Source organism: Pelagibius sp., from assembly GCF_028281305.1.
Lineage (GTDB): Bacteria > Pseudomonadota > Alphaproteobacteria > Kiloniellales > Kiloniellaceae > Pelagibius.
Genome location: NZ_JANQKD010000022.1, coordinates 43,012 through 56,409 on the forward strand (window position 1 = coordinate 43,012; position 13,398 = coordinate 56,409).

Annotated in this window: 3 protein-coding genes; 2 read left to right on the forward strand and 1 reads right to left on the reverse strand. The window is 65.0% G+C overall.

The genetic code is table 11. The features are described from left to right. Window positions 1-9: 9 nt before the first annotated feature. Entirely contained in the window at window positions 10-1,095 is a 1,086-nt protein-coding gene (locus Q0982_RS05615; RefSeq protein ID WP_299392728.1) for a histone deacetylase family protein, read from the forward strand. Between the two features lie 79 nt (window positions 1,096-1,174). On the opposite strand, the gene Q0982_RS05620 is transcribed toward Q0982_RS05615, so the two are convergent. After that, window positions 1,175-11,416 (reverse strand): hypothetical protein, encoded by a 10,242-nt coding sequence (locus Q0982_RS05620; RefSeq protein WP_299392731.1) that lies wholly within the window; start codon window positions 11,414-11,416, stop codon window positions 1,175-1,177. A 1,030-nt stretch (window positions 11,417-12,446) separates the two neighbouring features. On the opposite strand from Q0982_RS05620, the gene Q0982_RS05625 reads away from it, so the two are divergent. Continuing rightward, window positions 12,447-13,352: an alpha/beta hydrolase gene (locus tag Q0982_RS05625; RefSeq protein ID WP_299392733.1), complete on the forward strand. Its 906-nt coding sequence runs from the start codon at window positions 12,447-12,449 to the stop codon at window positions 13,350-13,352. The last annotated feature ends 46 nt before the right edge of the window (window positions 13,353-13,398 follow it).

Consider the following 13,398-nt stretch of genomic DNA (forward strand, 5'->3'; position numbering starts at 1 on the left):
GTTCAGCTTATGAAAGCCATCTTCGATCCGGCGCAGAGCGCCTACCATCCCCGGCGTATCATGGCCAATGGCACCTTCGTGCCGGCCCCGGAAACCCCGGAGCGCGCGCAGACCTTTCTTGATGCCCTCGGGGACCTCGGTATCGTCCCGGTGCCGCCGCCGGACAGTGGATCGTCCGCCCTTGCAGCGGTGCACGACGACCGCTACCTCACCTTCCTGCAAACCATTCTGCCACGCTGGCGGCGGATTGCCGGCGCGCCGGAAGAGGTAATGCCCAACCTCCACCCCGTTTCACGGGCCGGCGAGGCCCAAGGCGGCTATCCTGCATCCGCCGTCGGCCAGGTCGGCTACCACATCATGGATGGTGCCGCGCCCATCAACGCGGAGACCTGGCGCAGCGCCTACGCCAGCGCACAAAGCGCCGTTCATGCCGCAGACCTGGTGCTTGGCGGCGAAGCCCTTGTCTACGCTCTCTGCCGGCCGCCGGGACACCACGCAGCGCGCAACCTGGCGGGTGGGTTCTGCTTCCTCAACAACGCAGCGATCGCTGCGGAGCGGCTGCGCAGCCGGTATCCCAAGGTCGCCGTCCTCGATGTCGACGTCCACCACGGCAACGGCACCCAGCAGATCTTCTACCAGCGCGCCGACGTGCTGACCGTCTCTCTCCACGCCGACCCTCTGCGCTTCTACCCCTTCTTTTGGGGCTATGCCGACGAAAGGGGTGCCGGTGCCGGCGAAGGCTTCAACCTGAACATCCCCCTTACCCGGGGCACCGGAGACGATGGCTACTTTGCGGCGCTGGAGCGGGCGCTGACTCAGGTCGCCGACTTCGCGCCGGACGCTCTGGTGGTCGCCCTCGGTCTCGACGCCCACGTTGACGATCCGGTGCAGGGCCTTGCCATCACGACGAACGGCTTCGGCCGGATTGCCGGTCGCATTGCCGAACTGCGGCTGCCCTGCGTGGTCGTGCAGGAAGGCGGCTATGCCAGCAACGCGCTGGGCCCCAACCTCCGGGCGGCGATCGAGGCCTTTCTGGCGGGCCCGAAACCGTCACGACGGGCCGGGGCGGCGCAGGAAGCGGAAGACGCCTCCTAAAAAAGAAGAGAGCCCGGCGGTTTCCCACCGGGCCCTGAAGGACTTGATACCGCCGTCCGCCTTATGGCGGACCCCTCTATCAACTGACGGTAACGTCGATGTCGTTGTCGATCTCTACCGTCGCGCCGTTGAGGTTTGTGTAGACGGTGAAGTCCACGCCAACCACGCCGGCGTTCCAGTTGCCACCGGTGAGGTTGACCTGATCACCCGTACCGGCGCCGCCAATCGGATCACCGAGGATCTGCAGCAGATCGTTGGCATCCGTCATGCTCAGGACATCCGCAGCCGTCAGCGTGAGGTCGTCAAAGTCATCACCATCCGTCATATCGATGATCTCGATATCGTTCAGGCTGGTGTTCCCCGTCAGATCGGCATCGATTGTAATCAGAACGGTGTCGGTCCCGTCGCCACCGTCGATCACGGCATCCAGGGAGCCAAAAACCAGGGTGTCGTCGCCGGCACCGCCGTAGACCGAATCCTCGCCGAAACCGCCGTTGATGAAGTCGTCGCCGGCGCCACCGTAGATGAGGTCGTTGCCAGCACCGCCGAGGAGAATGTCGTCACCGCCGATGGCATCGTCAGGATCGGAGGAGTCGCCGTAGATGGTGTCGTTGCCGTCACCGCCGTCGATGGTGTCGTCACCGGCCGAGTCGATCAGGATCACGGTACCGCCGTCGAGCGCCATGCCATCGCCGGCGATCGAGTCGTTACCGTCACCACCGTCGATCTCGTCATCACCGCCGTTGGTCACCGAGGCCGTCCCGCCGACGGACAAACCGTCGCCGGAGATAGTATCGTTGCCGTCACCGGCGATGATGGTGTCTTCACCGGCCTGGGACTCCGACTCGCCGACCGGATCGTTGATTACGACCGCATCGCCGGAGTCGGTGGCCATGGCATCGCCGGCGATCAGATCCAGATCGTCGCTGCCTTCAATCAGATCGCTGCCGACGATCGCCGCAGCAGCAGCGTTGGCAATGGTGTTGTGAACGACGGCATTGCCGTTCTGCCCCGTGGCCAGGGCATCGCCGGCGATGACCTTGCTGCCGTTGGCGGTCGACGTAATGGTGTCGTTGCCGGCTTCGCGCACCCCCAGCGGACCAAGGGTGTCGACATCCTCAAGAGCCTGGTTCAACACCAGTGCATGGCCGTCCTCGCCGGTGGTGAGGGCGTCGCCCGCCACCTCAGAGGCCTGGCCGCCGACCAGGATCTCATCGTTGCCGGCGGCCGAGAACCCGCCGAGGGCCGTGTTCTGAACCTCCGCCATGTAGAAGTTGTCGGCGCCGGTGCCGTCGCCTTCGGCATAGGCATCGCCGGCGATGTTGTGGCCGCCGACGAAGCCAGCTCCCGCGCCTCCGGATTCAATGACGTCATTGCCCGCGGAAGCGGAGTTCCCCGCGGCATTCTCCTCCACCCGCGCGGTGTTCTCCGCCCGGGCGACGGCCTCATCGTTGAGGGTCAAGGCATCGCCAGCGATCGTCTCGTTGCTCTGAGTGGAACCCGAGAGGATCAGGTCGTTGCCGGCGTCAGCCGCGGCACCATCGCCATCTTCGGCCACCAAGGCGGTGTTCCGGGCCGTGGCGTTGCCGCCGTCCTCGCCGGTCAGAGCATCGCCGGAGAGAATGTCGCTGCCCCACTTGCCGTTGATGAGGTCATTGCCGGCCTGGGCGGCACCGGCGTTGGTGGCTTCCGCCGCGTTCTCGGCCAAGGCTACGCCGCCCGCGCCGCTCGCCGCAGCATCCCCGGCGATCATGTCACCGTTGATATCGCCTGCGTCGGGGCCACCACTGAGGGTGTCGTTGCCGACCACGACCACGGCGTTGTCCTGCGCCGCGGCGTCGTTGTCGGCCTCCGCGACACCGTTGACCCCGGTGGCAAGGGCGCCGCCGGAGATCGTGTCGGCGTCGACGCCGGCTTCGATGGAGTCGCTGCCGACCGTCACAGTGGCGTCGTCTTCGCCGAAGCCACTGTTTTCGGCTCTCGCCAGGGCATCGTCGCCGGTCGTCAGGGCTTCGCCTGCAACGGCATCGCCGTCGTCACCGGATTCGATGGTGTCGTTGCCGGCGTAGGCATAGCCATAGTCCGAGCCCGTGCCTTGGTTGACCGCCAGCGCCGTGGTCCCGACACCGCGGGTCAGGGCATCGCCGGCGATGTAGTCGTCCTCGTCGCTCTGATCATCGAAAGAGACCACGGTTCTGGTTTCGATCAGATCGTTGCCTGCCTGGGCCTCATTGATGAACTCACCGTCGATCTCGCCGGCGGCCGCGGCCATGTTGGTCGCCGTGGCGTTGCCGCCGTCCTCAGCGGTGCTGGCCGCATCGCCGGCGATGACGTTTCTGTCGCCGTCGGCATCGATGGTGTCATTACCGGCAAAGGCATCACTGTGCGGATCGCCGTCCACTTCAGCGCTGTTCACGACCGTGGCAATACCATCCGCCGCTGTCGCCAGCGCATCGCCGCCGATTTCATCCGGGCCGTCGCCGCCATGATCGTCGTTCAGGGCGCCGCCGTTGTCGGAGACGATGAGGTCGTTGCCGCCGTAGGCATCGACGTCGCCGACGAGAGCCGTCGCCGTATTCATGGCCAGCGCGGTGGCGCCAGCGCCTGCGGCCAGGGCGTCACCGGCAATCCGCTCTCTGCCGTTCTCACCGTCGGCATAGATATCGTCGTCACCGGCTTTGGAAATGTCGTTTGCATCCTCAGAGACGGTTGCCGTGTTCCAGGCCGTGGCGTTGCCACTGTCGGCCCCGAAGGAACCCGCGTCACCAGCGGCCCAGTCCTCGCCGGAACCGAGGTTGATGTAGTCGTTGCCGGCCCAGCCACCACCGGCATTCGCCGTATTGTGGGATTCCGACTGGGCGCCCGCACCGAAAGCAGCGGCTTCGCCGGCAATCTCGTCGTTTCCGCCCTCTCCGCGGAGACTGTCGTCACCCGCATGGGAGGAGCCGCCGGTGGCATTGTTGGTGGCCACGGCCAAGCCCAGCTCGCCCTTGACCAGAGCGTCGCCCGCCATGTCGTCGGAGCCGGTACCGGTACCGGCCAGTCCCACGTCGTTGCCGGCAAAGGCTTTGAGGCCGACTGCGTTGTTGGTCGCACGGGCCTCGGCGTTCAGATTCGCCGTCTCCAGGGCATCACCGGCCACGACATTGTTGCCATCTCCGGCAATGATCTTGTCGTTGCCGGCCCGACTGTTGTTTTGGACGCTGCCGCCCGCTGCGGTGTTTTCGGTGGTCGCGGTGCCGCCGAGAACGACCAGGGAGCCCGACTCGCCGGAGACGGTGTCGTCGCCGTCCCCTGCATCAATGGTGTCGTCGCCAGCCACGCCACCATTCAGGGCCTGGTTGTTGGTATTCGCCGCACCGGTGTTGCCGATGGCGAGCGAGCCGCCGGCGATGATATCAACGTTGATACCGCCGGTGATCGTGTCGACGCCGGCCACATTGCCGGCCCCGTCGGCGGTGTTGTCCGTCTGCGCATCGGCATCGCCGCCGGCTTCCGCGTGGGCGTCACCGGCAAGCAGGTTCGACCCATCACCAGCGGTGATGCTGTCATTGCCCGCCAGGTTGCCGTTGCCGAGGGCCGTGTTTGTGGCCGCCGCCGTCGCATCGCCGTCCGTGATGGCCTGGGCGTCGCCGGAGATCCTGTCACCATCGTTGCCAGCGTCGATGACGTCGTTGCCCGCCTGGTTGTCGGCCAAACCGTCGGGCTCGGTATCCGTGCTGTCCGCGTGGTTGTCCGAGAGCGCCGTGGCGTTACCGCCAGCCAGAGCCTGGGCATCGCCCGCGACCCTGTTCGCACCGCCGCCAGCGGAGATATCGTCGTTGCCCGCGCGATTGTCGTCGTCGAACGCGCCGGTGCCTGCATCGTTCTCCTGCGACGCATAGGCTGCGTCGTTGGCGCTTGCCTGGGCCCCGCCTGAGATTCGATCGCTGTTCTCACCCGCAACGATGGTGTCGTTGCCGGCGTAGTTGCCATCGGCGCTGCCGTCGTTGCCGGCCTCGTTCTCACCATAGGCCGCGGCGTCATTATTGTGGGAGATCGCCTGGGAATCGCCGGCCACCCAGTTAAAGCCATCGCCGACATCGATGTCGTCGTTGCCGGCATAGTTGCCGACCTCGTCGTCCCCGCCGGCGCCGGCCCGGTTGATCTGCTCCGCAAAGGCCTGATCGTTGGCCAGAGCCTGGGCGCCGCCGGAAACGGTGTCGGTCTGGTCACCCGTGGTGATGCTGTCATCACCAGCCCGGTTGCCGCTGTCCCCGTTGCCATCACCCGCAATGTTGCTGCCATAGGCCCAGGCATCGTCGTCGGAGATCGCCTGGGCGTCACCGGCAACCTGGTTGTTGCCCTGCCCGGCCTCGATGGTGTCGTTGCCGGCCTCGGAATTGTCGCCCGTAGCCCGGTTGTCCGTATCCGCCGTGGCATCATCCTTGGCCCGCGCCTGCGTGCCGCCCGAGACAACATCGGCGCTTCCGCCGGTGAAGATCTCGTCGTTGCCGGCGTAGCCTCCGTCCGTCGCCGTGTTGGCGGCAGTGGCCTCGGCATCGTCGCCGGTATCTTCGTCGGTATTGACCGCCATGGCCTCGCCGGCAACGTGGTTGTCGCTGCCGCCGGCATCAATGATGTCGAGGCCCGCAAGACTACCGCTACCGCTCGCCGTGTTGACCGATTCGGCGACGGCATCCGAGAAGCCCCAGCCCTGGGAGCGGGCCATGGCATCGCCGGCCACCTCGTCCTCGTCGTCGCTACCAACGTCGGAGTCGATGTCGTCGTTGCCGGCGTTACCTTGCTCGGCAGCGTTCACCTGTCGGGCGAAGGCCAGCGCCGCCGCAACCGCCATGGCACCGCCGGAGATGGTGTCCTCGTCGTTGCCGCTTCTGATGGTGTCGTTGCCGGCATAGCTGTCGTTGTTGTCGGCAGCGGTATTCTCGCCATAGGCCTCTGCCACACCGTGCGATGCGATCGCCTGGGAATCACCCGCGATCACATTGTGGCCGTGACCTGCATCGATGAAGTCGTTGCCGGCTCGATTGTCGTCGTTGCCACCCACTACGTTGGAAGACACCGACAGGGCATGGAACTTGGCGATCGCCTGGGCATCGCCGGAGACGGTATCTCGGCCGCTGGCGCTTTCGATGGCGTCATTGCCGGCGGTGTTTCCGACGAAGCTGCCCTCGGCGCCCGCCTCGTTCGTGCTGTACGCCTCGGCCACGCCGTAGGTGGAAATGGCCTGGGCGTCACCGGCGGCCCGGTTTTTTCCTCCGGCAACGTCGATATCGTCATTGCCGGCGGAATTGCCGTGCTCCCCATCTCCGCTGGCGCCGGCCTGGTTCACCTGATCAGCGTAGGCGAAGAGCCCCGCCAGGGCCTGGGCGCCGCCGGAGACCGTGTCGGAGGAACTACCCGACACAATGGTGTCGTTGCCCGCCGCGTTCTCGCGGTCAGCGTCTCCGTCACCCGCGATGTTGGTGCCGTAGGCCCAGGCCTTGAGGCCCGCGATGGCCTGGGCGTCGCCCGCGACCTTGTTTTTCCCATGTCCGACATCGATGTCATCGTTGCCGGCGGTGTTGCCGTAGCCGAGCGCCTTGTTGGTCGACCATGCGTCCGCGAGCTTCCCGGCAATCGCCTGAGCGTCACCGGCGGCCTTGTCATCGTCGTCGCCGGTGTAGATCCGGTCGTCACCGGCGGCATTGTTGGCGCCGTCCTCAATATCGTCGGCTTCAGAGTGATTGTGGGACTTCGCCGTCGCGAAAGAGAAATGGTCCTCGGCGATGGCCTGGGCGTCGCCGGCAACCACGTTGTCACCTTCGTAGCCCTGGATCAGGTCGTTTCCGGCCTCGTTGTCGTCATCCGCCGAGTCTTCGCCGCCAGCATGGTTCTGCTGCTTGGCGAAGGCATCCTTCGCGGCAACCGCCTGGGCACCGCCGGAGAGCACATCGTCACCCAGCAGCGACCCGAAGATGGTGTCGTTGCCGGCCCGGTTTACGTCATCGCTGCCGCCATCGCCCGCAGTATTCTCACCATAGGCGGAGGCTTCGCCGTCCTCGGAGATCGCCTGGGAATCACCGGCAACCGTGTTGTGGCCTTCGCCCGCGACGATGTAGTCGTTGCCGGCCGAAGAGCGTTCAGCACTCTCGCCGAGACCGACCACCGTGTTGTAGGCCTTGGAGACGGCACTGTCCTTGCCCAGGGCCTGGGCATCGCCGGAAAGCTGGTCATCGCCCTCATGGGCCTTGATCTTGTCGTTGCCCGCCTCGACGTCCTCGCCGGCGGCCGTGTTCTGCGCCACCGCCTCGGCGTCGTCGGCGATGGCCTGGGCCTCGCCGGCGATCCGGTTGTCGCCCTCGCCGCCGTCGATGATGTCGTTGCCGGTCGCGGCCTTGGACTCGCCATCGCTCACACCGTCGGAGTAGACGGCGTTGTTGATGGCCACGGCCTTGGCCTCGGTGGCCTCTTCACTGTCCTCGTCGGCAACCGCGATGGCCGCCGAGTCGCCGGCCAGGGCATCGTCGCCCTCGCCGCCGTCGATGATGTCGTTGGCAAAGCCGGTGTCCGTCGGGAAGGCCCCGCCGCCCGGCACCGCAACGGCGCCGCCCTCAAAGTCGACGTTGCTGCCGATCGCGGCCTGGATGGCAGCCTCGTCGACCAGCACTTCACCCGCCGGATCGACCTCGCCAGTCCAAGGGTTCACGCTCTCGAACTTGACAATGTCGCCTGAGATCTCATCGGTAACATAGAAGTTGCCGTCGCTGTCGAACCAGATTCCACCTTCCAGATCGACTACACCGCCGAACGCTGTCGTGAGCTCTGTATTGCTGAGGAACTCGGTCACCACACCATCCGGCGTGACGCGATAGAGAGCATCATTGCCTTCATCGGCGACAATGATATCGCCGTTCGGCGCCAGGACCATATAGCCGTCGAGATCATTGAAGGGCGCACCGCTGGCCAGAACCTCCGGCGTGCCGGTGGCAAGATCGATCCTGATGATCGCGTCAGGGGTGCCTTCAGACGCCACATAGAGGCTGAGCCCGTCGGCCGAGACGATGAGGCCGCCCTCAACGTTGAAGTCAGTAATTCCGGCAAGCCCTTCCACGTCGGCCGCAGCGGTCAGAACCGTCACGGTGCCGTCGGCCGGATCGATTTTCAGGATCGAATCCGTCGTATCTTCGGTGATGTAGACGAAACCGTCTGGCCCCACCACGAGGCCCTGCGGGGTCACGCTGACGCCACCGCCAAGCGCCGTCTCGATGGCGGCTTCGGAGGCGACCAGTTCGACATCGCCGAACTCGGTTTTCCTATAGACCGCACCAGATGCCGATTCCGTGAAATAGACCGTGCCCTCGGAGTCGATGTCGATCCCGGTGCCAATCAAGCCGACGGTCCCAAGCTCGGTCAGGTCGGTGATATCGTCGGCCGAGACTGCAAGCTCGACATTGCCCAGAGCATCCACCAGGAAAATGCTTCCAGGGTCCCCGGCTTCCGCGTCGTTCTGGACCAGCGCGCCGTCGGCGGCGACGCCGTTTTCCGGGCGTTGGTAGCTGTTGTCGGCATAGCCCAGGGCATAGACGGACTCCGCCCCCGTGGCGAGCGCATCGCCGGAGGCGATGTCGTCGCCCTTGCCGGCATCGATGGTGTCGTTGCCGCCGAGGATCGCCGCGGCCGCACCGTCGTAACCCTCCAGAATGGCCTCGACACCATCCGGGGCCTCCATCTCGGGCTCGGCATCGTCGCCGCCCAGCAGGCTGTCGAGGTTGTTCAGGGCGTCGCCGGCAAGCACGTCGTCGCCGTACTCAATGGCACCGTCTTCGCCGGTGCCTTCGCCCTCTTCCGGCAACCCGCCGATCTCCTGCGAACCGTCGCCGAAGATCTCATCGTCGCCGGTACCGCCGTCCATGGAGTCGTCGCCCTCGCCGCCGATCATGTAATCGCCGCCGGAGCCGCCGTACATCTGGTCGTCGCCGGCATCACCGAAAAGGAAGTCGTTGTGGTCGCTGAAGAAAGGCTGATGGACGAGCTCGGCATCAAGGCCATTCTGAGTGCCCTCGCCGAGGACCGGAACGCCGGCGCCCTCAAGCAGCTCGAGCTGACCGGCGATCTTCTGGGCCTGCTGTTCGACGAGATCCTGAGAGCCGCCGTAGAGACCATCGTCACCCGCAGCACCCTGAATGAAGTCGGGACCGCCGAAGCCTTCGACGGTGTCGCCACCGTCCGCGGCCTGCAGGAAGTTCTGGCCGGCCAGCGGATCGGGATTGTTCTGCTCGGGATTGAGGTCGTCGTTCAGCGGATCCCAGGGATTGGCATCGACGATGTCCGGCACGCCGTCCAGCAGGATCGCAATGGACTCGAGGGACAGACCGGAGGGCAGAAGAACCGTGCTTCCCGGGATCGACGCCCCCGTAACCGGGTCGACCTGGTAAGCCAGGTCGTTCTGCTCGTCGATAGCCCAAAGGTTGCCGTCGGCATCGAAGGCAAGGCCCATCTGCTGGCTGGAGGCTACGCCAATCGCCCCCGGCAGTTCGGTGACCACACCGCTGTCGGCAGCGATGGTGAAGAGTTTGACCGTCCCGGAATCCTCACCGATGGCATAGAGCAGGTTCGGGTCGTTCGGATCGGCGGCAAGGCCGGTAATGTCGAAATCGCCAAACTCGGCCGTGGGCGCGATCTCGGTCAGCGAGAAAACGCCGGCACCGAAGACCACTTCGTACACGCCTTCATTGTCACCCACGACGTAGAAGGTGCCGTCGCTGGCGACGGTCAGACCCGGGTTGCTGAGCCCCGCGACGACCAGGTCGTCCAAGGTCCACTGCTCGACCACCTCGCCGGTGGCCGGGTCAACCTTGACGATCCGATCATCGCCGTCGTCGTAGGCGAAGAGGAAGCCGGCATCGGCGCCCTGGCCGAAGGTCAGCCCCTCAAAGTCGCCGGACAGCACGCCATCGCCGTCGAACAGCGGGCCAACCTCGTAGGTTGTGCCGTCGGAGAGATCGATAACCAACAGGACATCGGCACCCGTGATCGTGTAGGCGAAGGGGCCGCCGGGCACACCGGTGGTGTTGAGCCCGCCGTCAGTGGGAATGTTGTTGGTGGTCCAGTCGTTCTGACTGTCGGTGTCGCTCGAGTTCACCCGGGAGAAGATGTGGTGGTTGTCGGTGAACTGGCCGTTGAAGGTCTCCAGGTTCAGGTCCAGCAGGGGGGAGACGAAGTCGGCCGGCGTTCCCTCAAAGCTCGGGTCGGTCAACGCGGTGAGGTCGTCCTGCGTGAGGTTGGCGGCAAAGGTGTCGAGGGACTCGCCGCCGTCGACCAGATTGACCGCGATGGGATCGGTGGTGTCGTTGCCCAGGTTCCAGAAGTCGGCACCGACCACATCGACGCCGCCGACGACGTTGCCCTCGGCATCGAAGATGCGGACATAGACGGTCTCGCCGTCCTCTTCCGGATCTTCGGCGGACTGGTAAAGCACCACGAAGCCGTTTGGCGGCAGCACTGTGCCGCCGGGCATCACGAAGGTGATGACATCGCCGGCCGGATTGAGGATTTCCAGGGTCATGCCGCTGACGTCGAAGGCGCCACCGTCAGTGTTCATCAGTTCGATGAAGTTGACTTCGGAGGCGGTCTTGGCCTCTTTAGCAGCCGCCGCGACGGCGGCCTCTTCGGCCGCTTCGCCACCTTCTTCAGGGGGAAGATCGGGGATGTTCATCTTCACCGCGATACCGATCTCGTTGATCAGCGGTGTCGACTGCTCTTCCAGGGCGCCGGTCGTCAGTGCGAAGGGGTCTTCTTCCAGGTCGATCAGGCCGAACTCAAGCTCGACCGGCGGGATCACGCCCTGCGCGATCAGCAGTTCGATAAGGTTGCCCAGAAAGTCCACATACACCGTGGCGCCAGTGCCCACCGCATCGGGCCCTGCAGCCGTCTCCAGCGTGGCATCGTCCTGACCGGCGAGGGCCAGAGCCTGGGTCAACAGCACTTCCGCGCCGACTTCCGTGCCCGCCAACGTGAAAGTCGGCGCATCGCCGCCTTCGACCACCGTGGCCATGTCGCTGAAGACAATCTGGCCGCCGTCCTCGAAGGCCAGGATGAAGTCGGGACCATCGAGTTGGACCTGCGCGCCGGCCGGCGGAAAGTCCAGGTTATAGGTCTGCCCGGCTGCCGCCTGGATCTCGACCGTCTGTCCCGGTGCGGGGCGCGAAACGTTGACCACCTCGGCGGCCTGGCCAACGACAGTGGCGGCGCCCTCTCTACCGGTGGTGTAGGTGATTTCAGTGGAGTCGGCCGAGGTGTCCTGCTGGCCCTCGAGGCCACGGGTGAGATCGTCAGTCATTTTTCGTCTCCTAAGAAGACGAGCCAGGGTGCTCGCAGGCGCTATTGAGCGCTGTTAACCACCCCTTTACTGATCAATCCCACGAGCCGCAGTCTCGTGGAGAGTTGTGATAAAAACAAGAAAAATATCCGAAAATACTCAATGTTATGTATGAGTTTTATAGGACTTTTATCTCTTTGCCCTCCATATGATTAAGAATTGCGCCCACAAGCGTTAAGATCCGCAATCATCAATGGTGTACTACGACCAGAAACTCGCTCGCCTTCCAGGGCCAAGATGGGGCCGGAGAGTGCGGATTTACCCGGAGAAGCGTGGTAGCGGTTTGGGCCTGCGACCGGTCCGAGATCTTTGGTCGTCGGCCCGTGCCCGCAAGCAGTCGGCAGACGCGACACGGCCCCGGCGCCTGCAGGCGGCCAGATGCGCTTGGCAACCCCATCAACCCTAGATCGTGTGAATACACGCCTGAAGCGGCAGGAGCAGGATTGATTGGCATCGCGCCCCGTAGCGGCTTCCCACTGGGGTGCGGCCTCTCCCTGGGGTGCGGCTTCTGACTGGGGTTTGGCGTATGAGTGTTCGGGCCGCGCGGGAAACCGTTGGGATCCAGCCTATCGGCGGCCTCCATCTTCGCTCTACCGGCCGGGCAGTGCGATCACGCGCTCCGCCTCGGCCTGTATGGTGGGCATGGCACGGCGCGTCAGATCGAGCCGGTCATGGTTCTTCGGATCACCCGCGAAGGCCTGCCTCAGCGCCTCGCCATCACTCGGCCCGGGGTCGCTGACCGCGCGCGGAGAGGCGGCGCCGCTTCGGGAGCAGGAACGGCCCAGGCGTTGCGGGCAAGCTTGGCGTGTTTCCACCGGCGCTTCGACATCACGGCGCAAGTCGAGACACAGCTGTATCAGGGCCGGGAGACGCAAGGCACCTTTGGCCCGGCGATCTACGGTGAAAGCTTGTAACGTCCAGCCTGAATTCTCTACCTTGCACGAAGGCCGGGGACCGACCGGATCGCGAAAACGGGGACTGATTGGCCTCCATGCCGAGCAAAGCAAACGATCCCTTAGAAAGGCTGGTCTTCGTGACCACCGAGGACGGGCTGGAGCTTGAGGGCCTGCTCATCACACCGCAGCCGGGCAGGGGCAGCGGTCCACTGGTGATCTGGGTCCATGGGATGCACCGCCGGTTCAGCCAGCGCGAGTTCGTCGAAATCGGCCGCCATGTGGCGCGCCTCGGCCTTCCGTTCCTGGCCGTGAACACCCGGGGCCATGACCTGGGAGCCTGGTTTCGCACCCCGAAAGGTTTCCTGCTGGGCGGCACGGCGTGGGAACAGTTCATCGACAGCCCCTTCGATATTGCTGCCTGGACCGAGCTGGCGCGCAAGGAAGGCTTCAAGAACTACGTTCTGGTCGGCGTCGGCTACGGCGCGCCCAAGGTGGTGTTCTACCAGGTCCAGCGCCAGGACCGTCACACGGCAGGATGCGTGTTCGCATCATCGGGCACTATCGTGAGAGACAAGATCACCGACCTGGCCCCCGCCGAAACGACGGCTCTGGCAAAGCGGATGATCGCCGAGGGCCGGGGGCAGGAGCTGATGGCCATGGGTGCGGTGAAGGACTCCTTCGGCAGCACCGTCAGTGCCCAGGTCTACGCGGACCGGGCCCGCATTCACCGCGAGTTCTATGGCGAAGCGGGTGACCGCCCACCGGCTCTGGCTCAGATCCGCCAACCCATTTTCGTCCTCTACGGAGGCCTTGCGGAGACCCGCGAGCGGCCGTTGCAGGATTTCATCGAGCGCATTCGCAGAACGGCGGTCCAGTCCCCGGAGGTCAAGGCGAAGATCATCGAAGGCGCCTCCAACACCTTCGTCGGCTTCGAAGCCGCCGCCGCCCGGGAAATCTGCGGCTGGATCAGCCAGACCCTCTCCCTGCCCAAGGCGGTCTGAAGTCTCCCTCCTTCTATTTCTCATTGGTTGAAAAATTCGGGTCGAT